The organism is Nonomuraea sp. NPDC049625 (assembly GCF_040675285.1).
Classification (GTDB): domain Bacteria; phylum Actinomycetota; class Actinomycetes; order Streptosporangiales; family Streptosporangiaceae; genus Nonomuraea; species Nonomuraea angiospora_A.
In genome coordinates this window covers 42,854-64,894 of sequence record NZ_JBFAOQ010000006.1, presented here as the reverse complement: position 1 = coordinate 64,894, position 22,041 = coordinate 42,854, and the positions used below count along the sequence as shown (strand labels likewise).

Genomic DNA, 22,041 nt, shown 5'->3' with positions numbered 1-22,041 from the left:
ATGCGAAGATCTCGATGCTCGCTCTAAGTATTGCTTTATTTACTAAAAGTGCCAATAGAGGTGATGTGGCAGCCGGGTCCTCTCGGTGACCGACCTGGGCGCAAGACGTCAAGCAGCGGGCCCGCTGCTGGGTTCAAATGCCCCGAAGGTCGACAGGCCAGGTGGCTGTCACCATGCCGCCAGTGATGCAGTCACGACTCAGCATGATTACTTAGCGCGAGTGATCGCTTACTTAGAGCGATTGATCGATACTGGAGGATCACGCTCGTGGCTGGACGCCCCACTTTGGCAACAACCGGCAGCGCGATCTTGGCAGTGGCCGCGGCCATCGCTGCCGGTTCGGCCCCGGCCGCTGCCGGGTCACATGTCGAACACGCCGGGCCACTGCTCCGGAACGCCGTCGCCGAACTGCCGGTCGCCGCCGAAAGCCCGGAAGGCTACACGAGGACCTCGTTCAAGCACCGGGCCGACGTCGATGCCGACGGTTACAGCGCCCGCTTCGAGGTGCTTCCGCAGAAGGCGATCGAGGCGCCGCGGATGGGCCCGAGCTGCACACTGTCCGGCTGCCGCCGGCCCTCCCATGACGACGACACCTTCGTGCACCAGGCTGCGGCGCTCCCCAGCGTGAACATGGAAGCCACTGTCAAGGCAGCCCAGATCGACCCGCGGCGACCTGACGACACGCTGACCCCAGGCGCGAAGGCCGGCGTGCTCCTCGTCGAGCGGGCGCTGCGTGACCGGCAACTGCTCGACGCGAAATGGGTGGACGGCTACTTCGGCACCGCGACAGTCGCCGCCTACGCGAAGTTCCAGAAGTCGCTCGGCTACACCGGTCTCGATGCCAACGGCCTGCCGGGTAAGGCGTCGCTCCCCAGGCTCGGAGCCGGCCGCTTCGCACTCACCCACATCGTCGACCCCGGCGGCCGGGTGTCCAGCGGCCGTTTCGTCCTCAACACCCGCACGCGGAGCATGCTGGGCGAGGCGAAGCGGCTGCTCGGCCGCGAACTCGTGCTCGAGCAGGGGTCGTACAACCCTGGCGGCGACCCCACGTCCGCGGGCACCCACGACGGCGGCGGCGTCGTGGACATCTCGGTCAAGCAAATGAGCTCCGCCACCCGCACCGCGATCGTCCGCGCGCTGCGTCAGGTCGGCTTCGCGGCATGGGTGCGCAGCCCCGATCAAGGCAACTGGCCGTGGCACATCCATGCAGCCGCCATCAGCGACACCGACCTTTCCAGCCAGGCGCAGCACCAGATCGGTGACTACTACCTCGGCCTGAACGGGCTCGCCAACCGCGGCCCCGACGACGGCCCGAAGGTCACCATCCGCACCTGGGAGGAGTACCAGCGCCGCTGACTCCCCTGCACAACCCGCGATCCGCAAGCAGAAAGAGAAACCATGAGAACGCTCAGCAGGACCCTCACCACCGCGACCGTCACGATGGCGCTCGGCGGCACAGTCCTCGCCACCGCGCCGCCCGTCGCGGCCGCCGGCCGTGACGGCGTGTGCGACAGCGGCGAATTCTGCTACTACTTCAACAGCGGCAACCAAGGATCCATCTCGGACTTCACCGGATCCGTCGCCGACTACGGCACCAAGCAGCCGTCCTGTTACGACTTCAAGGGACCTGGCAACGGCCAAGGCCAATGCGTCAAGAATGCCGCTGCCTCCGCCTGGAACCGCACCGGCACCACCGTCCGCGTCTACTACAACAGCAACCACGCTGGCGAATATCAGGACTTCCCGCCAGGCGCCAAAGGCAACCTCAACTCCATTCTCAAGAATCAGAACGCCTCACACCAGTTCAGCCCGTCGACCCCAGCCCGCGTGGACATGTCGTACGCGCTGTATCAGGCCAGAGGCCGGCTCGTCGTCGGCTTCGACGGCTACAAACACATCTCCGGCCGGCACGAGGGCATCGACTTCGCTCGCGGCCTGGGCGCGCAAGTCCACTCCCTGGTGAGCGGCAAGGTCATCAATGTCGTGCGCGGGGCGACCGGCGGCCGGGGGCTTTCCACGATCGCCATTTACAACGCCGCGCTGGACAAGACGGTGATCTACCTGCACACCGCTCCGTCGTCCTCCTTGAGCCAGGGCCAGCAGGTCAGCCGCGGCCAGGTCATCGCCACCGAATCGTGGCGCGGGGTGTCGTCCGGTTCGAACGCCCACACACACGTCGAGATGCGCCTTGGTCAGCGGACGCTCGCGGCCAAGAGCGTCAACGACCCGAGGCTGGAAAACCCGAACCCGACCTCGTTCTGGACTTCCCAGGGCTACAACATCCGATAGCGCACTGCAGTCTCTCGAATGTCAGGATGCCCGCCAGAACTGCACGACTGCACGCGCGGCTCACCATCGCGATTGCGCTCGGCGGCATGGCCCTCGCCACCGCACTGCCCGTCGCGGCCGCCGGCCGCGACGGTTGGCCGTCACGATGGCCCCGACGAGTTTCTGCGGTCATGAGAATCGGCAGTGTGTCGCGGACAGTTGCTCGACGGCCGCTCCGAGGCGGGCCAGTTGGGGTGTCAGGTTGCCGGCCCGGATTGATGGCATCGGTGAACAGATGCACCCCGGGGGTCCCGAGCGCCAGGGTTATCAGTGGTGGCTCGAAGTCGGCATCCAGCCCGCCGGGTGTCAGCGACACGATTGCCCGCAATGGCTGTCCGGTCAGCTGGGTGTCGATGGCCTGCATCAGGCCGCCGAGCCCGACGTCCTTGTCAAGGAACTGGCCGCCGACGAGGCGATCGCCGCGGCCGACACGCTGCTGCTGACGGTGCCCAGCCAGCTCGGCGTGGACTACAACGCCCATCTCCTCGAATCGGTCCTGACCCACGTCGCCCCCGCGATCGGCTGGCGTTGACCTTCAGCCATTTGACGCTGACGGCGGACAACCTTCCGTGCGACACCAGCTGGGCCTTCCGTTACGTCACCGAGGAGGACGTTTTCCTAGAAGGCATGTCCGACTGGCACCGCGGCCGGGGCGTCTCCCTTGGCGTCAGAACTGGATCGGCGAGGTCGAGACGAACTGGGCGGGCAGGTGCGGGGGAGCATATGCCACCCACAGGGACGCCAGCCGGGCGAGACCGGCAAAGTCGTCGCGGCGTACGGCGCACCGCCACACGTGCAGCCACAGCCCGTTGGCACGGCCGAGCACCCCGCCAGGTCACCGGCGCCCACGGCGTGCTCGATGTCGCTCGCCGGGACGGCGCCATCCTCGAGGCCTAGTCAGTCCCTAGCCGCCAAAGTCCTGAAATAAGGGCTGGTCCAGTGGTTTACGCAGAGTTTGGCTGTTCGTCAGCTCCGGGTAAATCACGATCTTTAGATTGCCCGGGTTGGGGAATCAAGCAAAGGGGACCGACATGGCGGCGATTCCCCCCGCGGTCCGGGCACGCGGGATCATCAAGACCTTCGGCGAAGTGCTGGCCCTTGACCATGTCGACCTCTTCGTGATGGGTGGGCAGATCCACGGGCTCGTCGGGCCCAACGGCGCGGGGAAGACCACGCTCCTTGGCCTGCTGCTCGGCCTGACGGTCGCCGACGGCGGCAGACTGGAGATCCTCGGTGCGCCGGTGGGGCGGACGCTGGCCGTACCCGATGGTGTTGCGGGTTTCGTCGACGGGCCTGGGCTGTATCCCTCGCTCACGGCTCGCCAGAACCTGACGGCGCTGGCCTCGCTGCGGGAGAGCGCCGTCGACGCGAGTGAGGCGCTGGAGCAGGTCGGGCTCACCGACGTCGCCGACGACCGGGTCCGTGGCTTCTCGCTGGGCATGCGTCAGCGGCTGGGGCTGGCCGCCGCGCTGCTCACCCGGCCGCGGCTGCTCGTCCTGGACGAACCGGCCAACGGCCTCGATCCCGCCGGCAAGCGGCACGTTCACCGGGTCATCAGCGCGCTGGCCGCCGACGGAACCGCGGTGGTCCTATCCAGCCATCGGATGGACGACCTGGCCGCGCTGTGTTCGGAGGTGACCATCCTCGCCACCGGGCGGGCCGTGTTCTCCGGTCCGGTAAGCAAGTTGGCCGCGGAGAGCGGCGACCTGGACTATCGGCTGGTCACCACCGACCCCGATGCCGCCAGGGAGCACGCGGCGCAGACGCCCGGGCTCCGCCTCGTGCCGGGCCAGAACACCGACGTCGTCGTGCACGGATCGACGTCCTCCCTGGACGAGTTGATCGCCCGCCTGGTGACAGCCGGGGTCGCGCTCAGGGAGCTGGGACCGGTGGTGCCACCGCTCGAGGCCGCCTTCCTGAGGCTCACGGAAACGGACCCTTCATGACAGCGACTGTCGCAGAACCCCGGGCCGCCAGCCCCGCTCCCTTACGGAACGGTTACCGGTTCGAGCTGGTCAAGCTGCTCTCCCAATGGCGGATCCGGCTGCTGCTCCTGGTCTGCTGGCTCGGCCCCGCGGCGTTCGTGGCCGTGGTGAGCCTGCAGAGCTCACTCCCCACCGACACGGTCTTCGGCCGCTGGATGAACGCCACCGGCTGGGCGGGATCACTGGTCGTCCTGGACTTCGCCTGCACGTGGGCGCTCCCGCTGCTGACCTCGCTGGTCGCCGGCGACGTGTTCGCCGTGGAGGACCGGCTCGGCACCTGGCGCCACCTGCTGGTGGCCGTACGGTCCCCGCGCCGCATCTTCGTGGCCAAGAGCTTGGCCAGCCTCACCGTCATCCTGCTCCTGGTGATCGGGCTGACCGCCTCCGGCATCGCGGGCGGTCTGGCCGCCGTCGGCAACGGGCAGCTCGTCGGCCTGGACGGCCGCATCATCGCCCCGGGGGACGCGGCAAGCACGGTCCTGCTCGCCTGGGCCTGCGCGCTGGCGCCCACGCTCGCGTTCGCCGCGGTCGGTCTCCTCGGCTCGATCGTCCTCGGCCGCTCTCCCATGGGCCTGCTGATGCCCGCGCTGCTTGCCCTGGTGCTCCAGCTCGCGCAGTTGCTCCCGCTGCCCGCGGCGGTACGGCTGGCGCTGCCGAGCGAGGGCTTCCTGGCCTGGCGCGGACTCTTCACCGCCCCTGTGCAGACCGGCCCCCTCCTCATCGGCCTGGCGGTGAGTCTGGCCTGGGCGGTTGTCGCCACCGCCCTGGCGTACCGGCTGTTCCTGCGCCGGGACTTCACCGACCTGAACTACGACGGGTCGGCCAGGAACATCCTGTCCGGGGTCCTGCCGCTGACCGCGCTGACCGTCCTCGCCTACGGCGTGATCGTCGTGGCGACCCCGGCCACCGGCTCGGGTATTGAGCAGGCCAAGGTGCAGGACTCGCTCGGCACGGCCTTCGCCCACCTCTACCGTCTGCAAACCCGCGAGCTCGGCCGCCCCGACGTCACCGAGGCACAGCTCCAGGCATCTGCCTCCTGCGACAAGGGCGGCTCGCGGGTCGCGGACGAAGGGCCGGGCAACGACTGGCGGTGCGTCGTGTCCTGGCACCTGCCGGGCGCCACAGCCCTCGGCAACGCCATCTACCAGCTCGACATCACCTCGGACGGCCGCTTCATCGCAGACGGTGACGGCCCCAAAGAGGTCAACGGCTATTTCCAGGTCCGCACTCCCATCGGGGACGCTCCCAACCCCCTGTGGCAGTTCGACGTGAACATCGATCTGCTCACAAGCACCGTGAAGGGCTGATGAACCATGCACGTCACACGTCAGCGCATCACCAAGAGCCACCGCCGGCTCTTGGCGTGGCGTTCCAGCCGCCGGGCCCGCGTCGCAGTCGCGGGCTCCGTGGCCATCGCCGTCACCGGCGGCGGCATGGCCTACGCCTCCACCGAGGGGTTCGACTCCAACCTGGTCGGCACCACGTACAAGGACGGCCTGCAGCTCGCCAGTGACCAGATCGTGAAGTCGATCGGCCGCCGCCTGCTCGTGGACAACGGCAAACTGCTGGCCTCGACCATCAGTCCGGACGGCCGCTTCCTCGCCGCCCTCACCAACGACCGCTCGATCGCGCTGACCATCGTCGACCTGCGGGCGTACAAGGTGCTGCAGCAGGCGGGCACCGCCACGACCGCCGGGGTGCGCATCTCCGGCAACGACGTCGGCCAGGAAGGTCCCGCGTACTCTCCCGACGGTAAGACCCTGTGGTTGCCGCAGATCAACGGCTTCAACCGCTTCCCGGTCAACGCCGATGGAACCCTGGGTCAACCGACGTTCATCACCATCGCCGCGCAGGGCGCCATGAAGGCGCTGCCCGCACAGGCGGTCTTCTCCACCGACGGCACGACTGTGTACGTCGCCGTCAACGGCCAGAACCGCGTCGTGGCCATGGACGCGGCCACCGGCGCGATCCAGCGGAGCTGGACAGTGGGCACGGCGCCACGTGGCCTGGCCATGGTCGGCGGCAAGCTGTACGTCAGCAACGAGGGGGGCCGCCCGGCCAAGCCCGGCGAGGCGACGATGAACTCCTACGGCACCCAGGTGCCTGCCAACCTCGTCACCGGCGCGACCACCACCGGCACCGTCAGCGTGATCAACATCGCCGATCCCGCGGCCGCGGTCACCTCCATCGACGTGGGACTGCACCCGACCGCGCTGCACGCCGCCGGCGGCGCCCTGTTCGTCACCAACACCTTCGACGACACGGTCTCGGTCATCGACACCGCCCGCGACCGGGTCGTCCAGACGATCGCCACCCAGCCGTGGCCGCAGTCGCAGGTCGGCTACGCCCCCAGCGGGGTGACCCTGACCAGGGACGGTCACCTGCTCGTCACTCTCGGCCGGGCCAACGCGGTCGCCGTCTACCGCTACACTCGCCCGCAGGAGCCCGTCAGGTACGTCGGCCTGCTCCCGATGGATTACTACCCGGCGGAGGTGACCACCGTCGGGGACGAGGTGATCGTCACCAACATGCGCGGCATCGGCGAGCGCGGCCCGACCCGCACCATCGACAAGGGGCCGGGCACCGTCCCGGCGACCGGCCACAACACCCACGACTCCACCGGCACGCTGCTCCGCTTCAGGCTGCCCGACGACCGGGCGATCGCCAGGTCCACGGCCACGGTTTTCGCCCAGAACGGCTGGGGCAAGCACGATGTCAGGCAGACCGAGGCGAACAAGCAGCATCCCGTCCCCGTCCCCAAGCGCCTGGGCGACCCCTCGACGATCAAGTACGTCTGGCTGATCGTCAAGGAGAACCGGACCTACGACCAGCTGTTCGGCGACGATCCGCGCGGCAACGGCGACCCGTCGCTGGCGCAGTTCGGCGAGAAGGTCACGCCGAACCAGCACGCCATGGTCCGCCAGTTCGGCCTCTACGACAACACCTACTCCATCGGCACCAACTCCGCCGAGGGCCACAACTGGCTCATGCAGGCGGACAACCCCGAGTACACCGAGTCCAGCGCCGGGCTGTACCAGCGCAGCTACGACACCGAGGACGACGCGCTCGGCCACCAGCGGTCCGGCTTCCTGTGGACCGGCGCCCAGGCCGCAGGCAAGACGGTGCGCAACTTCGGCGAGTTCACCATGTTCGAGACCGTTCCTCCGGGCGCGACGTGGCAGGGTTTCTACTGCGATGCCAAGAACATGGCGGCCACCGGCCAGGACACCACCATGAAGACCGACACCCAGTCGCCGATCCCGTCGCTCAATGCGGTCACGGTGCACGAGTATCCGAAGTACGACCTGAACATCCCCGACGTCTACCGGTACGAGATCTGGAAGCGCGACTTCCAGACCAACGGCCCCGCCAACCTCAACATGATGTGGCTGTCCAGCGACCACACCGGCGGACCGCCGAACTCGGTGGCCTCGGTCGCCGACAGCGACCTGGCCACCGGCAGGATCGTCGACACCATCTCGCACAGCCCGTACTGGCAGGAGTCCGCGATCTTCGTGATCGAGGACGACACGCAGAACGGCGTCGACCACGTCGACGGCGCTCGCGGACCCGTGCAGATCATCAGCCCCTGGGCGCAGCACGGCAAGGTGGACAGCACCTACTACACGCAGATCACCGTGATCCGCACCATCGAGCAGATCCTCGGGATCCAGCCGATGAACCAGAAGGACAGCGCCGCCACCCCGATGAGCCGGGCCTTCACCAAGAAGGCCAACTACACCCCGTTCAACGTCGTGCCCAACCAGGTGCCGCTCACCGACGGCCTGGCGACCCCACCGGCCTGCGGCAACGACAGTGGGACCCCCACCGCGGCGACTGCTGTGTCCTCCGACAAGCAGGACGCCATCGACAAGTGGACTGCCTGGCAGAAGGACCAGCACTTCACCGGGCCGAAGGCGATCCCCGACTACGCCAGTCCCGCGCTCATGGACCACTTCACCTGGTACCAGGCACACAACTGGGACACCCCCTACCCGGGCGAGACCAGAATCCTCACCCCGGTCGAGGTACCAGGCGGCTTCCTGCCATCACCCGAACGCGACGGTTGACCTACGCCGAACGGCGACAGCCTTGCCCACCCGCAGCGGCGGGTACGGCTTCGGCCCCAAAGACAAGCAGGGCTGTCGCCAGGTCTCCCAGGAGCGTCAGCGTACTGATAGACGGCGGTCTTGCGGGCGAAGAGGCGGTTGCCCGCGAGGGTCGGGCAGGTCCAGCCGCGGTCGGTGGCGATGGCCGCCCATGCCAGGGAAGGCGAGCCGTGGGCGCCGGCCGGATACCTTGCCGACACCCGCTTCGCGGCCCGGCCGAAGGCGGTGCGCAGGGAACTGCCCGGCTCCTGCGGCAGTGTGTCCGTTCCGTAGGAGGGTGCCCAGGTGGCGGGCACCCTCTGCTGCGTGGTGAGCAGTCGTGAGGTGGGCACGCGGCGCAGGCAGGGCATCGTCCGCGTCGCGTCCGTGCATGCGACCGGCTCGGCGACAGCTGCGGCGATGCGCTCGCCGGCCTGCCGGGGACGGCCAGATCGTGTCTCCTCCGGCGGGGTCGATGCCCAGCTGGCGCATCGAGCAGCCACCGTTCTGGGTGATCGCCTTGTCGAACAACCCTGTCGCTGCGGGTGAGGTCAGCTGGGCGCAGGTGCTGAAGGCACCGGCGGACTCGCCGAACAGCGTGACGTTGTGCGGGTCACCGAAGGCCGCGGCGTTGTGCCGTACCCAGACCAGCGCGGCCTGCTGGTCGAGCAGGCCGAACGCGCCCGAGCCGGCCAGCCCCCGGTGGCCGAGGAAGCCGAAGACGCCCGGCCGGTAGTTCACGGTCACGACGACCGCGCCCGGGCGGGCCAGCCGTTGGGCGTCGTAGTCGCCGCCGGACCCCTGGGTGAAGCCGCCGCCGTGCAGCCAGACCATGACCGGCAGCCGTCTGCCGGACGCGGTCCGGGGAGCGGTGACGTTCAGGTAGAGGCAGTCCTCGGCGGTGCCGACTGGATTGGAGTCGGCGGGGTTGCCGTTCTGCGGGCAGCGCGGGGCCGCGCGGCTGCCGTCTTTCCAGGCCGACGCGGGCTGCGGCGGCTGCCGACGCAGGGCCCCGGTCGGTGGTGCGGCATAGGGAATGTACCTGACTGAAGACGAGAATAACCACGTCAAGAAGACCGCCTCCGAACAAACCCAGAATTATGAGGTGGATGAGACGGTGGCCATCGCAGTCGCCTACTCTGCTCTGGGCGCTATAGGCCTCTTCGCGACGCAGTCGATTCTTGCGGAAAGCAACGACGAGAATTGCAAAGCGCTGAGACTGGCATGGGACGCCACACGGTCAGAGGAGAGGAAGTATCTCGGGTCGTGGTGGCAGTGCGTGGGATATCCCGGCCACCACGGCCGCCACTTCGCCTACAGCATAGTTGAGTGGTCTGACGGCGAGCCCGGCACTGTGCCCGCCACCAGGACGGCCTGACGGCCTCACGGCGCGGTGCGCACCGGTGAAGGGGGCGTGTAGAGCTTGGCCCTGGACATCGCCCGCGTCACCGGCGCTCCCTCGCTTGGAGTGGCGCACCGATACTCCCACCGCGACCACCGAGGTGGCTCCCAACCTCACCAACATGGCATAGCTGGCCCGCACAGCCTCAGAGCCACTACCTGCCGCGCGGCCCGCTCGCGCTGGCTGCGGGACGCCCGACCGCCCGCTCATCAACACCGAGCAGCAGCGGATCCAACCGCGTGGCGCTGCCCTGATGGGGCACTGAACTCACCAGGAGTGGCGGCTCGCTGCAGCTCTTGGAGTTCCGGGTCGACAAGGGGACACTGGAGATTCGCCATGCGTCCCGAGCTGGGGTTGCCGGGTCGTGAGATCGCGGCGAAGTTCAAGGTGAGCCGCAACACCGTCGCCAGACCGCTGGCGGGCCGATGGCCCGTGCAGGCGATGCTCGTGGGTGACGTCCACCGCACGATGCCCTTTTCGTCTGTCATGGCCCCTGGGCATCGTGCTCGCGATCGACTTGGTGGTCTCCTTGAACCACCCCATCGTTCCTCGCGGTCAGCGGACGACGCGGTAGGAGAGGTGGGTCGCCGCCGGGGTCGCCATCACCTGGGTGCGTTCGAGGGTGATCGAGGAGTCGAGCGTGCCGAACAACGGCGTACCGCCGCCGACCAGGACCGGGACCACATGGACGCGGATTTCGTCGACCAGCCCGAGCGGGAGCGCCTGCTGCATGACGGTCGCGCCGTGCAGCCCGACGACCTTGTCTCCCGCCGCTTTCCTGGCCTGCTCGATCGCGCTGGCCACTCCGTCGGTGACGAAGGTGAACACAGGCGGGTACGACCTGGTCGGCTTGTGGTGAGTGACCACAAAGCACGGGACATCACCCATCGGGCCACCCGCGCCCCAGCCGCCCTCCCCCTCGTTCTTCTCAAACGACTTGCGGCCCATCACCACGGCACCCCAGTCTTCGATCACCTGCTCCAGGATGGCCCGATCCTCGTCGGTCGCCTGGGCGGACATCCACTTGTGCAGCATCCAGGCACCGTCGCCGAACGGGTTCTCACGGCTGTCGTTCGGGCCGGTGACGTACCCGTCGAGCGAGATGGACATGTCACAGATCACCTGTGCCATAAGTCACGCCCTCTCTCTGTCGCATCCGGAAACACGGTCGCGGTTGTGCATCGTGACCTCCTTGTTCGACCGTGTGCCGCCAGTCTGGCGGACGGCACACATCTGGACATCCATGCTGAGCACTGAGCCGCTACGGAACGGTCACTGACGTACGCCATTCTGGTAGGCGTGGATCCGGTGGCCGAGCTGGCGTGTCCGGGTGCCTTGCACACCTCCAGGTCCTCGGGTCGGGGAATGTGGAGCCGCGCCACGGCGGCTCGCCGGGTCGCGGCAGGGCGGCGGTCGTAGCGGGCGGTTGTCGTCGGGCTCGCGTGTCCAATCGTTATCTTGGGTTCTTAGCCCTTTCTCGCAGGCCAGAGCGATATGATCTTGTCAGGCGTGTAAGGCACGGTGCTGAACCGGGCAGCCGCCGGCCGGTCAGGGCACTGATCGTGCGGAATGGCGCGGGAGAATCCGACCTGGGGGCATCGGCGGATCCAAGGCGAGTTGGCCCGCCTGGGCCACAGGATCGCGGCCTCCACGGTGTGGGAGATTCTGCACGCCGGCGGGAACAGCCCCGGACGGGCTGTTCCCGCGTACGATGTCTCGCCGGGGCCCGATGAGGCACGGACGTCGGCAGGGAGGCGCCTGCCGGCTCAGCCGGTGCGCCAGCCGTGCTTGATCAAGAGGTTGCGCGCGTCGTCGGCGATGGCCACGTCGGCCACGACAGCGTAGCGGGCGGCTACCAGCGCCTGGTTGGTCATCAGGTCGCCTCGGCCGCGCGCGGCCCAGCACGCGGTCACGCCGAAGGCGGCGCCGAGCAGCGCGCCGAAGGCCATCCCCGCCAGCAGCGCCGCCCACGGGCCCGCGACCAGTAGGACCATCAGGCTGGAAGGCAGGCCGAACCAGGCGCCGAGCGCAGCGCCCATGCCCGCCGCACGGGGAGTGGTCATCCGGCCCAGAATGTTCTCCATCAGGCGCAGGTTCTCCCCGACGATGCCCACTCGGTGCGCCGGAATACCGTTGTCGGCCAGGAAGGCGACCGCCTCACGGGCCTGTTCGCAGGTGTTGTAGGAGCCGACCACCGGCCGGTCGCCGCCCGCGGCCGCAGATGCGATCGCCGGAGCGGTCTCGATCATGGCAGGGTGCCTCCTTTCTAGGTGAGTCGTTTCAGGGCCGCACGCAGTTCGCGGACTTCCTGCTCCAGTTCGAGGATGCGGCGGATGGCGTTGAGCGTCATTCCCTGGCCGGTCATCGTGGTGACGTGCTGCAGCAGCCCGATGTCGTGGCGGGAGTAGCGGCGCTGCCCGCCGGATGAGCGGTGCGGGCTGACCACGTCGTGCTGGTCGAGCCGGCGCAGGAAGGCCTGCTGCACCTGCAGCATCTCCGCGACCTGACCCAGGGAGTACAGCGGGGCGTGCTCATCGTCGAACGGCATGCCGGCCATCCGGACCTCCTCTCGAATGGCAAGGGCGGGCCCGTCGGCACCCGCCCTTGCCATGGACGTGCGTATCAGGCCCGGATGGCCTTGGCGCCGCCCTGCTGGATCTCGACCTTGCGGGGCTTGGCCCGCTCGAGCACGGGGATGCGGACCTTCAGCACGCCGTTGGCGTACCCAGCGTCGATCTTGTCGCTGTCGAGGTACTCCGACAGGTAGACGCGGCGGGTGAAGGTGCCCATGGGGCGTTCGCGGACGAAGACCCGCTCGCCCTCGGGGATCTCCTCCTCGCGGCGAGCGCTGACGCTCAGCACTCCGCGGTCGACGGTGACCTCGATGGACTCGGGGTCGATGCCGGGCAGGTCGAACGTCAGTAGCACGTCGTCGTCGCGGCGCAGGCCGTCCATCGGCATGAGGGTGCCGGTGCCGAAGGTCCGGCGGGCCAGCTGGTCGAACTGGCGCTCGAACTCCTGGATGAACGGGTCGAGGGACGTGAGCAGCATGTCCAGCTCCCTTCGCGAGCTCTCCGAGAAGAAACCTCCAACTTGGTTTGTATGTTAACTCCACCTATGAATGGATGCAAGCTGCCGAACGACGTTGAGATGCCTCGGATGGACCGGGCGAGAAGAAGGGTTTGACACGAGCACCAGGCCCCGGCCATCGGAGAACTATCGGTCATGGAGATCAAGGATCGCCAATCCGGCGCGATCAAGCCGACGAAGATCGAGGCCGCCCAGGAGCCGCGCCCCGTCGTGGTCCTGGTCGTGCTCGCCCGTCGCCATCGCCTCACCCCCGGCTCTGCCTGCATTCACATCGATCATGTGGCATGGCGGCGGGTCCTTGCCTCAAAAGCGAAAGAAAATCTGTAGTTGCCACGGTAGACATTCGCGCTGTGGGCGGCTAGAGTTCCTGACATCGCAAGGGATGGATCCACGAGGGCAGCGCGAGCACCACGATGGGGCTGCCCGGACGGACGTGGACAGCAGTACAGAAAACAGCAGTACAGAACGAGGTAGAGGGCAGAAGGTCGGACTGCCGCGGCCAGTGTGGTTGAGCAAGAGGGCCGGGGCGGTGGACGCGCTGCCGCTTGCAGGAAGTCGGCGCCAGCGGTCGGGGTGCCGAGGTACGGATAACTGGAAGGGAGTGTTGAACGCCATCAGGATCGCCCGTCGCCGGCCGCATGTCGCCGCACGGGTACCGCAGCTCCACGAACAGGACGGTGGTCTACGGTCACGCTTACGCGATCCCCGCACCCCCGCATCGGGCGGCTGGTGCGGCATAAGTGACCCGCCCTTGCAGCACGGAGGCAGGGCCGGTCGATGGTGTTAGCCTCTGGGCCCCGGCGCATCATGGCGCCGGGGCCCCTGTTCGCATTCGGAAGGTTGAATGGATCAAACACCTCGGGCAACGGTCACCGCCTCCGGGCAGGAGCGGCCCCGCCCCACCGGCGCTCACCCAGCCGATCACCCGGTCGAAGCGGCCGGCAGTCTCGGGCAGCGGCTCGATGACGAGGACTATCCCGCCTACAGCATGGGCCGGGCCGCCGAGATCCTCGGCGTCACTCCGGCGTTCCTCCGCAGCCTCGGCGCCGCCAAGCTGATCGAGCCGCTACGCAGCGAGGGCGGGCACCGCCGCTTCTCCCGTTACCAGCTGCGCCTGGCCGCCCGCGCCCGCGAACTCGTCGACGCCGGCACCCAGCTGGAAGCGGCCTGTCGCATCATCATCTTGGAAGACCAGCTCGCCGAGGCGCTGCGCATCAACGAAGAACTCCGCCAGCGCCACTGACCGCTTTCGGCCCCCGGCCACACCCGGGGGCATCAGGACCGGCCGCGCCCGAAGCGCCGGACAGCCCCATGACAGCGAGGCCCGCGCGGCCGGCGAACTCGACTACTAATTCGCCGACCTGCTGCACCACCAGGTCAAAGACGCCTAGCAGTGCGTCTGCCGATAATTCCATCCGTGCGCTGGCACCGCGATCTCGTGAAACGGCGCCATGCTCGTGCCTGCGCGCCGAAACGGCGCGGGCGCCCGCCAACCGTCCGTTCCATCCGCACCCTCGTCCTGCGCCTGGTCCGGAAGAGCCCGTCCTGGGGCTACCGGCGGGTGCACCTGGCATGCGACTTCATCGAGACCGTCACCCTTGGTGGGCGGCGTCAGTACATCCTGGCCGTCATCGAGCACGCAACCAGACGCATCCGCGTACCTGGCACCACCGCGCACCCGACCGCGAACTGGGTCGCCCAGGCCGTTAAGAACCTGGTGATGGATCTGGAGGACGCCGGTTGCCGGCTCCGCTATCTGATCCGTGACCGGGACGGGAAGTTCCCGGAGCTCATGGACGAGATCCTGGCCGAGGCCGGCATCCAGACCGTGCTCACCGGCATCCGGATGCCGCGGATGAACGCGATCATGGAGCGGTGGGTGCAATCGTGCCGCCACGAGCTTCTCGACCGCTGCCTGCTGTGGAACGAACGCCACCTGCAGCACGCCCTGCGCGAGTACGAACAGTTCTACAACCGGCACCGAGCCCACCAAGCCCTGGCCCAGGCCGCCCCGCTACGTCCCGTCCCGGATCCGATCACTGATCCAGAGCGAATCACGAGCTTGACCGTGCGCCGACGAGACCGGCTCGGCGGAGTCCTCCCACGAGTACTCACATGCCGCTTGAACCGCATGGATGGAATTTTCGGCAGGGGCAGGGTCCTGTGCGGTGGCAGCTCGTTCGCGTCGCCGCTCACCGCGTACGTGGTGGTGCGCGGTGACGGTGGGCAGTGGTCGCCGCGTGCCGATCGCCTGGCGGTCCTGCGGACTGGTGTGATCAGAGGCGTAGGCCATCGAGCGTGATCAGCGAACACGGGTAGGCCATGGGCGGCCTCTCCTTCCGGCGGGCCGCCCAGCCGCCCTGATCCCCGCAGACCGCCCCCCGGGGGCGGAGCGTATCGTTGACAAGTGAGACCTCCCCCCGCGAGGCCGCGGTTCTTGCCGTGCCGGAAACGAGGGGTTATGGCTCATGACACGACTCACCGGAGTCCCGCACCGACGATCGTGCGGGTCGCGGTGACCTTGACCGTAAACGGCGTCGATCATCGGCTCGACTTGGACTCCCGCGTGACCCTGCTGGACGCCTTGCGCGACGGGCTGGGGCTGACCGGCACCAAGAAGGGCTGCGACCAGGGCGCCTGCGGCGCGTGCACCGTGATGGCGGACGGCAAGCGGGTCCTGTCCTGCCTGACGTTGGCCGCGCAGTGCGAGGGCCGGGCGATCACCACCGTCGAAGGCCTCGCGGCCGACGGCGTCCTGCATCCGGTGCAGGAGGCGTTCGTCCGTCACGACGCCTTCCAGTGCGGCTACTGCACCTCCGGGCAGATCATGTCGGCGGTGTGCCTGCTGGCGGAGGGGCGCGCGGGTTCGGATGCGGAGATCCGCGAGTTCATGAGCGGCAACCTGTGCCGGTGCGGCGCCTACCCCAACATCGTCAAGGCGATCCGCGAGGTCCGCGACCGGATGGGGGCGGGTGACCGCGATGCGTGAGTTCGAGTACGTCAGGGCGGGCGAGGTGGGCCAGGCCGTGGCGACGGTGACCGCCGATCCCGACGCGTCCTATCTGGCCGGCGGCACGACTCAGATCGACCTGATGAAGGACGGCGTCCTGGAGCCGGACCGGCTGGTCGACATCACCCGGTTGCCGCTCGCCGGCGTCGCGCGCGACGGCGACGTGCTGCGGGTGGGGGCGCTGACCACGATGGAGGAACTGGCCGCCGACCCCACGGTGACCGTGCGCCTGCCGTTCCTGCGTGAGGCGCTGCTGCTGGGTGCGTCCGTCCAACTGCGGAACATGGCGACGATCGGCGGGAACCTGTTGCAGCGCACCCGCTGCCGCTACTTCCGCGACCCCACCGTCCCCGCGTGCAACAAGCGGCACCGTGGTTCCGGGTGCGCCGCGGTGCAGGGGGCCGCCAGGATGCACGCGATCCTGGGCGCGAGCGAGCACTGCATCGCGGTGCACGCCTCGGACATGGCAGTGCCGCTCGTGGCGCTGCACGCGGTCGTGCACCTGCGCGGGACGGGCGGGGAGCGCTCGGTCCCGCTGACGGAGTTCTACCGCGTGCCGGGGGACACGCCCGACGTGGAGAATGTGCTCACCCACGGTGAGCTGATCACAGCTGTGGACATCCCGCTGCTCCCGCCGGACGCGCACTCCACGTACCTCAAGATCCGCGACCGGGTCTCGTACGAGTTCGCGCTCACCTCCGCCGCGGTGGCCCTGCGATTCGACGGCGGCGTGATCGGCGAGGCACACGTCGCCCTGGGCGGCGTCGGGACGATTCCCTGGCACGCGCCCGAGGCCGAGCAGGCCCTGCGGGGGCTGCCCCCGAGCCTGGAGGTCTTCACCGCGGCGGCCGAGGCCGCCGTCCGGGACCCGTTCACCGTCGAGGGCACCGCCTTCAAGGTCGAGCTGGCCAAGCGCACCCTGGTGCGCGCCCTGCGAACCGCCGCCGGAGGTGCGTCATGACGATCGTCGAGCAGATCGACCTGGTCGGTGAGGGAGTGGACAGGGTCGACGGTCCCTTGAAGGTCACCGGTGCCGCGCACTACCCCAACGACTTCAGCTTCCCCGACCTGGCGCACGCCGCGCTCGTGCGCAGCACCGTGGCCGCCGGGCGGATCAGCCGGCTCGACACGAGCGCCGCTCAGGCCTCGCCCGGCGTGCTGGCGGTCATCACCCACAAGAACGCGCCCTCGCTGGGGCGCGCGTCCGACACGGTGATCCTGTCGGCCCCGCCGCCGCCGTTGCAGGGGGACCGGATCTTGCACTACGGCCAGTACGTGGCCGTGGTCGTGGCGGGCACCGCCGAGGAGGCGACGGCCGCGGCCCGCCGGGTCGAGGCGGAGTACGAGGCGACCGAGCCGCGCCTCGACCTTCATGACCCCAGGGCGGAGGTGCTCACCGACCCGTTCGAGATGGACTCCAGTCGCGGCGACGTCGGGGCCGCCCTGGCCTCGGCCGAGGTGACGTTCGAGGCGACGTACACCACGGTCGACAACACCAACAACCCGCTGGGCCTCTTCACCACCGTGGCCGCCTGGGACGGCGAGGCCCTCACCGTCCACGACTCCACCCAGTGGCCCGACGCTCTGCGCACGGCGCTCGCGCAGGTGTTCGGCGTCCCGGAGAGCGGCGTGCGGGTGCTGGTCCCGTTCGTCGGCGGAGGCTTCGGGGCGGGGCTGCGCGTGTGGCCGCATGTCATGCTCGCGGCCCTGGCCGCGCGCACGGTGGGCCGGCCGGTCAAGCTTGTGCTGACCCGCCCGGAGATGTTCACCGGGATTGGCCACCGCACGGCCACGGAGCAGCGTATCAAGATCGGCGCCACCCGCGACGGACGGCTGGCCGCGATCGACCACGAGAGCACCATGACGCTGCAGATGGAGGGGGACAACTTCGAACCGTGCGCCTCCGGCACGGCATACGCCTACGCCTGCCCCAACGTCTCCACGCGTGACCGGCAGGTCCGGCTGAACGTCACCTGGTGCAACTCGATGCGCGCCCCCGGCGAGGCACAGGGCAACTTCGCGCTGGAGTCGGCCATGGATGAGCTGGCCTACGAGCTCGGCATCGACCCGCTCGAGCTCCGGTTGCGCAACTACGCCGAGAGCCAACCGCAACTCGGCCTCCCGTGGTCGAGCAAGGCCCTGCGCGAGTGCTACGAGGTCGGTGCCGAACGGTTCGGCTGGTCGCGCCGCCTACCCGAGCCCCGCTCGATGCGCGACGGCGACTGGCTGATCGGATATGGTCTGGCCGGCGTCTCGTTCTTCTGGTTCCAGAAGCCGTGCGAGGCGACCGCGACGCTGCGCAGGGACGGGACGGCCCTGGTGCGCAGCGCGGTAACCGACATCGGAACCGGCACCTACACCGTGATGGCCCAGCTGTCGGCCGAACTGCTCGGGCTGGACCTGCCGCGCGTCACCTTCGAACTCGGCGACACCGACCTGCCGCCGGGGGCCGTGGAGGGCGGCTCGGGCCTGACGGCCAGCCTCGGCAGCGCGATCCACGCCGCCTGCCGCAATCTCGTGCAGGCCTTCCTGGACACCGTCCGCGACGATCCCACCTCTCCGCTGGCGGGGTGCGCCGTCGACGAGGTCAGCATCGGCCGCGGTCGCATCCACCGGACGGGATCGCCCGAGCGCGGCGAGGCATATACCGACATCCTCGTCGCGCATGGGCTGACGGAGCTCAGCGCCCACGGCGCCAGCACCCCGGCGGACTCGCGGGAGCTGGGCCTGGCGCCCGCGGGACCCTTCGGCGCGAAGTTCGTGGAGGTGCGGGTCGACCCGGATCTCGGACTGCTGCGGGTGGCCAGGGTCGTCTCGGTGATCGACGCAGGCCGCGTCCTGAACGAGAAGACAGCCACCAGCCAGATCATCGGCGGCACGGTCGGCGGCATCGGCATGGCCATGTTCGAGGAGACGGTCACCGATCCGGGATCCGGGCGCATCGCCAACGCCACCTTCGGCGACTATCTGATCCCCGTCAACGCCGACATCCCCGACATGCAGGTGAGCTTCGTCGGCCGGCCCGACAGGTTCAACCCCGTCGGGGTCAAAGGCGTCGGCGAGATCGGCCTCGTCGGTATGGGTGCCGCCATCGCCAACGCGGTCCACCACGCCACCGGTAGGCGCATCCGCTCGCTGCCCATCACGATCGACAAGCTCTTCTGACAGGACGCCCTGACACTGAGCCCCTGCCGACCGGCGGCGCCCTGGCATGGTGTCCCGCTCGGAAGTGCGAGGCTGTGGCACGTCTGTTCAGGTCTCGTCTCGTGCGGCCGATCGGTGATCGAGGACGCCGATGACGGCCAGTACGACGACAACCGCGGCCATGGCGGCCCAGCCGGCGAAGGACGCCGCCAGCCCCAGCGGCACCACGCACACTGCCGCGACAAGACGGCCGGTGATCCGCCCGCTCTTCAGCAGGCCGCGGTAGATCGCGTGCCCGGCCAGGAAGATCGCCGTGCCGCTGCCCAGCCACCAGGAGTTCGTGTGTCCGCCGAAGTGGTGGATGGCGTCGGTGATGCCCGCCGCGACCAGGATGACTGCGCCTGCCGATAATTACATCCACCCAGGTCGTGGCGTGCGCGAGCTCCGACCATCAGGAGAAGAAGAACGTGCGGCATGACGATCAGTCGTGCTCCTTCGCCTGGCCTACTTGACCGTCACGAACGCCGTCGTCCTTTCTCGCCGCGCTCTTGACCTCGCTGCCCCACGATCTCCGGCGCCGGCTGCGGCTGCTCGTCCGACCAGAGACCATCCGCGCCCTCATTCTGCGCCTGGTCCGAGAGAACCCTGGCTGGGGCTACCGGCGGGTTCACGGTGAGCTCACCACGCTCGGTATCGCACCGTCCACCGTGTGGGAGATCCTCAAGCAGGAAGGTCTTCATCCGGCGCCCGAGCGGGCGTCCACTACCTGGGCCGTCATCGAGCACGCCACCAGGCGCGTCCGCGTGCTGGGCACCACCGCTCACCCGACCGCCGACTGGGTCATCCAGGCGATGAAGAACCTGGTGATGGACCTGGACGATGCGGGATGCCGAGCGCGTTTCCTGCTCCGGGACAGGGACGGGAAGTTCCCCGCCCTCATGGACGAGATCCTCACCGAGGCTGGCATCAAGACAGTGCTCACAGGCATTCGGATGCCGCGGATGAACGCGATCATGGAGCGGTGGGTGCAGTCATGCCGCCACGAACTCCTCGACCGCTGCCTCATATGGAACGAACGCCATCTTCGGCACGCCCTGCGCGAGTACGAACGCTTCTACAACCAGCACCGATCCCACCAAGCCCTGAACCAAGCAGCCCCGCTGCGTCCCGCTCCGGGCCCGATCATCGATCCCGGGCGAATCATCGACCTGAAGTACGCCGACGAGACCGGCTCGGCGGTGTCCTCCACGAATACTCACATGCCGCTTGACCTGCATGGATGGAATTATCGGCAGGCGCAGAGCCGCCATCATCGTCTTGAGCTGGGAGGGAATGCATGTCCCAGCGATTGCTGCGCACGTGGGCGCATGAACGCGGTCATGGAGCGGTGGGTGAGGTCCTGCCGTCGTGAGCTTCTGGATCGATGCCTGCTCTGGAACGAACGCCATCCGCAGGACGCCCTGCATGAGTACGTATGCGCCAAATGAACAAGCATTTGTTATGTGGCCGAGATGCAGCCTCAGGCCTCCAGGCCGGTGAGCACCCCGTCGGTGAGGACCTCGGCGATCTGCTCCGCGGTGAGCTCGCCGGTCGGGGAGAACCATTCCGTGGCCGAGTTGAGCATGCCGATGATGGCCAGCACCGTCACCCGCGCGCTCTTGACCGCCCTGAACTCGCCCGCCTCGATGCCCTCGTCGATGATCTGTGAGAAGAGGGCCTCGTACCGGCGGCGCAGCTTGACGACGCGGCGCCTGCCGGTGGAGGCGAGGTAGGTCCATTGGTGGAAGGCGACGCGGGTCTGTTCCAGGGATTCGGCGAGCACGCCCATGTGCGCGTTGATCGCGCCGCGCAGGCGCTCCGGCGCGGTCTGGTCCGACTCCACCACCGGCTCGATCGCGTCGAGGTAGCGCTGGATGCCGTTCTCCACGATGCGCTGGAGCAGGTCCTCCTTCTTGCTGATGTGGACGTAGAGGCTGCCCGGCAGGAGCCCGACGGCGTCACTGATGTCCCGCATGCCCACGACCGGGTAGGTCTTTTCGCTGAAGAGCTTGATCGCCGCTTCTTCGATGAGCTCCGGCGACACAGGTCCGCTTCGCTTGGCCTGTCTTTCCTTCCGCGTTGTCAACCGTCCTCCCACGTTCGGTTAACAACTGATTGTACGGCGGGTCGCGGCGCGCTCGCTCCCGCTGGTCAGCGGTTGAATCGCGCCGGCCTGCGTTCGAGGAAGGCGTCGACGCCCTCGGCCAGGTCGGGGCCGTTGTGCAGTGCCGCGACCGCCCAGTAGCTGTTGCTCATCGAGGTGGCGAGGTCGACCTGCCAGGTCGAGCGCAGGGCATGCTTCGTGGCCTCCAGAGCCCGCCACGGTTTGGCCGCGATGCGGGCTCCCAGCTCGACGGCGGCGTGGATCAGCTCCTCCGGCTCGACGACCCGGTTGACCAGGCCGATCTCCAAAGCTCGCCGCGCGTCGATGACATCGCCGGTCAGGGCCAGCTCGGCGGCCAGGCCGGAGCCGACGAGCCGGGGGAGGAACCACGACCCGCCGTTTCCCGGCGGCAGGCCCAGGTTGATGTATGTTTCGCCGAGTTTGGCGGCTGTGGAGCAGATGCGGATGTCGCAGGCGAGCGCGAAGTCCAGGCCGCCCGCGGTGGCACCCCCATTGATGGCGGCGATGGCCGGCAGCCTGGACGCGACGAGGCGCTGAGTCACCGGGAACAGCACGCGCGCGTTGTAGGGCTCCCGGGTGATCGGGAAGGTCTCGTCGAGGTAGGCGCGCATGGCCTTGAGGTCGGCTCCCGCGGAGAACTGCCGTCCCGCTCCGGTGATCACCAGGCAGCGGACCGCGGTGTCGCCTTCAAGGTCGGTGAGGGCGGTGAGCAGGTCCGCCGCCATCTCCGGGACGACCCCGTTGCCCCGGTCCGGTCGGTTCAGGGTCAGCAGTACGACCCCGTCGGCCGCCTGCTCGTAATGCAGCGTCTCCAGCTTGGTGGCCGCCAT

At 68.6% G+C, this 22,041-nt stretch carries 22 protein-coding genes and 1 pseudogene; 14 read left to right on the top strand and 9 right to left on the bottom strand.

The features are described from left to right. Window positions 1-315: 315 nt before the first annotated feature. The 3 genes and pseudogenes from AB0J87_RS26240 to AB0J87_RS26230 form a co-directional block, all read left to right on the top strand. Window positions 316-1,356: a peptidoglycan-binding domain-containing protein gene (locus AB0J87_RS26240; protein WP_363970116.1), complete on the top strand. Its 1,041-nt coding sequence runs from the start codon at window positions 316-318 to the stop codon at window positions 1,354-1,356. Between the two features lie 42 nt (window positions 1,357-1,398). Beyond that, window positions 1,399-2,289: a peptidase inhibitor family I36 protein gene (locus AB0J87_RS26235; RefSeq protein WP_363969169.1), complete on the top strand. Its 891-nt coding sequence runs from the start codon at window positions 1,399-1,401 to the stop codon at window positions 2,287-2,289. Between the two features lie 406 nt (window positions 2,290-2,695). Continuing rightward, window positions 2,696-2,860: pseudogene (locus AB0J87_RS26230) on the top strand (LLM class flavin-dependent oxidoreductase); the annotation flags it as partial. Between the two features lie 135 nt (window positions 2,861-2,995). Here the strand turns inward: AB0J87_RS26230 and AB0J87_RS26225 are convergent. Beyond that, entirely contained in the window at window positions 2,996-3,154 is a 159-nt protein-coding gene (locus AB0J87_RS26225) for a hypothetical protein (protein ID WP_363969167.1), read from the bottom strand. A 205-nt stretch (window positions 3,155-3,359) separates the two neighbouring features. Here AB0J87_RS26225 and AB0J87_RS26220 point away from each other — a divergent pair, with 205 nt between their 5' ends. The 3 genes from AB0J87_RS26220 to AB0J87_RS26210 are packed head-to-tail and all read left to right on the top strand — an operon-like array spanning window position 3,360 to window position 8,383. Further along, window positions 3,360-4,274: an ABC transporter ATP-binding protein gene (locus AB0J87_RS26220; protein WP_355208400.1), complete on the top strand. Its 915-nt coding sequence runs from the start codon at window positions 3,360-3,362 to the stop codon at window positions 4,272-4,274. Beyond that, the gene (locus AB0J87_RS26215; RefSeq protein WP_363969165.1) at window positions 4,271-5,620 is read left to right on the top strand and encodes an ABC transporter permease; all 1,350 of its coding nucleotides are present in this window, start codon (window positions 4,271-4,273) and stop codon (window positions 5,618-5,620) included. The genes AB0J87_RS26220 and AB0J87_RS26215 overlap by 4 nt, the downstream gene beginning before the upstream one ends. Before the next feature lie 6 nt (window positions 5,621-5,626). Further along, window positions 5,627-8,383: a bifunctional YncE family protein/alkaline phosphatase family protein gene (locus AB0J87_RS26210; protein ID WP_363969164.1), complete on the top strand. Its 2,757-nt coding sequence runs from the start codon at window positions 5,627-5,629 to the stop codon at window positions 8,381-8,383. A gap of 96 nt (window positions 8,384-8,479) precedes the next feature. Here the strand turns inward: AB0J87_RS26210 and AB0J87_RS26205 are convergent, their stop codons facing one another. Continuing rightward, window positions 8,480-9,472 (bottom strand): carboxylesterase family protein, encoded by a 993-nt coding sequence (locus tag AB0J87_RS26205; RefSeq protein ID WP_363969162.1) that lies wholly within the window; start codon window positions 9,470-9,472, stop codon window positions 8,480-8,482. A 34-nt stretch (window positions 9,473-9,506) separates the two neighbouring features. On the opposite strand from AB0J87_RS26205, the gene AB0J87_RS26200 reads away from it, so the two are divergent. Beyond that, window positions 9,507-9,779 (top strand): hypothetical protein, encoded by a 273-nt coding sequence (locus tag AB0J87_RS26200; RefSeq protein ID WP_363969160.1) that lies wholly within the window; start codon window positions 9,507-9,509, stop codon window positions 9,777-9,779. A gap of 579 nt (window positions 9,780-10,358) precedes the next feature. Here AB0J87_RS26200 and AB0J87_RS26195 read toward each other — a convergent pair. The 4 genes from AB0J87_RS26195 to AB0J87_RS26180 all read right to left on the bottom strand — a co-directional run bounded on the left by AB0J87_RS26195 (window position 10,359) and on the right by AB0J87_RS26180 (window position 12,854). Next, on the bottom strand, window positions 10,359-10,934 hold the full coding sequence (locus AB0J87_RS26195) for a dihydrofolate reductase family protein (protein ID WP_363969158.1): 576 nt from the start codon (window positions 10,932-10,934) through the stop codon (window positions 10,359-10,361). A 635-nt stretch (window positions 10,935-11,569) separates the two neighbouring features. Then, window positions 11,570-12,052 carry a general stress protein gene (locus AB0J87_RS26190; protein ID WP_363969156.1) on the bottom strand — a complete coding sequence of 161 codons (483 nt, stop codon included), beginning with the start codon at window positions 12,050-12,052 and terminating at the stop codon, window positions 11,570-11,572. A gap of 17 nt (window positions 12,053-12,069) precedes the next feature. Beyond that, on the bottom strand, window positions 12,070-12,360 hold the full coding sequence (locus AB0J87_RS26185) for a MerR family transcriptional regulator (RefSeq protein ID WP_363969154.1): 291 nt from the start codon (window positions 12,358-12,360) through the stop codon (window positions 12,070-12,072). A gap of 65 nt (window positions 12,361-12,425) precedes the next feature. Then, complete coding sequence (locus AB0J87_RS26180; RefSeq protein ID WP_363969152.1) at window positions 12,426-12,854, bottom strand: Hsp20/alpha crystallin family protein; 429 nt, start codon at window positions 12,852-12,854, stop codon at window positions 12,426-12,428. A 174-nt stretch (window positions 12,855-13,028) separates the two neighbouring features. Between AB0J87_RS26180 and AB0J87_RS26175 the strand changes: the two genes are divergently transcribed. The 6 genes from AB0J87_RS26175 to AB0J87_RS26150 all read left to right on the top strand — a co-directional run bounded on the left by AB0J87_RS26175 (window position 13,029) and on the right by AB0J87_RS26150 (window position 19,068). Then, entirely contained in the window at window positions 13,029-13,220 is a 192-nt protein-coding gene (locus tag AB0J87_RS26175; protein ID WP_363969150.1) for a hypothetical protein, read from the top strand. A gap of 517 nt (window positions 13,221-13,737) precedes the next feature. Further along, window positions 13,738-14,136: a MerR family transcriptional regulator gene (locus tag AB0J87_RS26170; protein ID WP_363969148.1), complete on the top strand. Its 399-nt coding sequence runs from the start codon at window positions 13,738-13,740 to the stop codon at window positions 14,134-14,136. A 174-nt stretch (window positions 14,137-14,310) separates the two neighbouring features. Further along, the gene (locus AB0J87_RS26165) at window positions 14,311-15,195 is read left to right on the top strand and encodes an integrase core domain-containing protein (RefSeq protein ID WP_363969147.1); all 885 of its coding nucleotides are present in this window, start codon (window positions 14,311-14,313) and stop codon (window positions 15,193-15,195) included. Window positions 15,196-15,408: 213 nt separating this feature from the next. After that, window positions 15,409-15,882: a (2Fe-2S)-binding protein gene (locus AB0J87_RS26160; RefSeq protein WP_363969145.1), complete on the top strand. Its 474-nt coding sequence runs from the start codon at window positions 15,409-15,411 to the stop codon at window positions 15,880-15,882. After that, window positions 15,875-16,864, top strand: a complete 990-nt coding sequence (locus AB0J87_RS26155; protein ID WP_355208352.1) for a xanthine dehydrogenase family protein subunit M — start codon at window positions 15,875-15,877, stop codon at window positions 16,862-16,864. The genes AB0J87_RS26160 and AB0J87_RS26155 overlap by 8 nt, the downstream gene beginning before the upstream one ends. Continuing rightward, window positions 16,861-19,068, top strand: coding sequence for a xanthine dehydrogenase family protein molybdopterin-binding subunit (locus tag AB0J87_RS26150; RefSeq protein WP_363969143.1), 2,208 nt, complete (start codon window positions 16,861-16,863; stop codon window positions 19,066-19,068). The genes AB0J87_RS26155 and AB0J87_RS26150 overlap by 4 nt, the downstream gene beginning before the upstream one ends. A gap of 87 nt (window positions 19,069-19,155) precedes the next feature. On the opposite strand, the gene AB0J87_RS26145 is transcribed toward AB0J87_RS26150, so the two are convergent. After that, window positions 19,156-19,281 (bottom strand): hypothetical protein, encoded by a 126-nt coding sequence (locus AB0J87_RS26145; RefSeq protein WP_363969141.1) that lies wholly within the window; start codon window positions 19,279-19,281, stop codon window positions 19,156-19,158. Window positions 19,282-19,595: 314 nt separating this feature from the next. On the opposite strand from AB0J87_RS26145, the gene AB0J87_RS26140 reads away from it, so the two are divergent. Beyond that, on the top strand, window positions 19,596-20,534 hold the full coding sequence (locus AB0J87_RS26140; RefSeq protein WP_363969139.1) for an integrase core domain-containing protein: 939 nt from the start codon (window positions 19,596-19,598) through the stop codon (window positions 20,532-20,534). Window positions 20,535-20,566: 32 nt separating this feature from the next. Here AB0J87_RS26140 and AB0J87_RS26135 read toward each other — a convergent pair whose 3' ends face one another. Next, window positions 20,567-21,130, bottom strand: coding sequence for a TetR/AcrR family transcriptional regulator (locus tag AB0J87_RS26135; RefSeq protein ID WP_363969137.1), 564 nt, complete (start codon window positions 21,128-21,130; stop codon window positions 20,567-20,569). A 107-nt stretch (window positions 21,131-21,237) separates the two neighbouring features. Beyond that, window positions 21,238-22,041: an enoyl-CoA hydratase-related protein gene (locus AB0J87_RS26130; protein WP_363969135.1), complete on the bottom strand. Its 804-nt coding sequence runs from the start codon at window positions 22,039-22,041 to the stop codon at window positions 21,238-21,240.

Excerpts from the sequence above, each read along its gene's own strand:
- AB0J87_RS26235 (WP_363969169.1), top strand. The coding sequence starts at position 1,399 with ATGAGAACGCTCAGCAGGACCCTCACCACCGCGACCGTCACGATGGCG.
- AB0J87_RS26220 (WP_355208400.1), top strand. The coding sequence starts at position 3,360 with ATGGCGGCGATTCCCCCCGCGGTCCGGGCACGCGGGATCATCAAGACC.
- AB0J87_RS26215 (WP_363969165.1), top strand. The coding sequence starts at position 4,271 with ATGACAGCGACTGTCGCAGAACCCCGGGCCGCCAGCCCCGCTCCCTTA.
- AB0J87_RS26210 (WP_363969164.1), top strand. The coding sequence starts at position 5,627 with ATGCACGTCACACGTCAGCGCATCACCAAGAGCCACCGCCGGCTCTTG.
- AB0J87_RS26195 (WP_363969158.1), bottom strand. The coding sequence starts at position 10,934 with ATGGCACAGGTGATCTGTGACATGTCCATCTCGCTCGACGGGTACGTC.
- AB0J87_RS26190 (WP_363969156.1), bottom strand. The coding sequence starts at position 12,052 with ATGATCGAGACCGCTCCGGCGATCGCATCTGCGGCCGCGGGCGGCGAC.
- AB0J87_RS26185 (WP_363969154.1), bottom strand. The coding sequence starts at position 12,360 with ATGGCCGGCATGCCGTTCGACGATGAGCACGCCCCGCTGTACTCCCTG.
- AB0J87_RS26180 (WP_363969152.1), bottom strand. The coding sequence starts at position 12,854 with ATGCTGCTCACGTCCCTCGACCCGTTCATCCAGGAGTTCGAGCGCCAG.
- AB0J87_RS26175 (WP_363969150.1), top strand. The coding sequence starts at position 13,029 with ATGGAGATCAAGGATCGCCAATCCGGCGCGATCAAGCCGACGAAGATC.
- AB0J87_RS26170 (WP_363969148.1), top strand. The coding sequence starts at position 13,738 with ATGGATCAAACACCTCGGGCAACGGTCACCGCCTCCGGGCAGGAGCGG.
- AB0J87_RS26155 (WP_355208352.1), top strand. The coding sequence starts at position 15,875 with ATGCGTGAGTTCGAGTACGTCAGGGCGGGCGAGGTGGGCCAGGCCGTG.
- AB0J87_RS26150 (WP_363969143.1), top strand. The coding sequence starts at position 16,861 with ATGACGATCGTCGAGCAGATCGACCTGGTCGGTGAGGGAGTGGACAGG.
- AB0J87_RS26130 (WP_363969135.1), bottom strand. The coding sequence starts at position 22,041 with ATGGCGGCCACCAAGCTGGAGACGCTGCATTACGAGCAGGCGGCCGAC.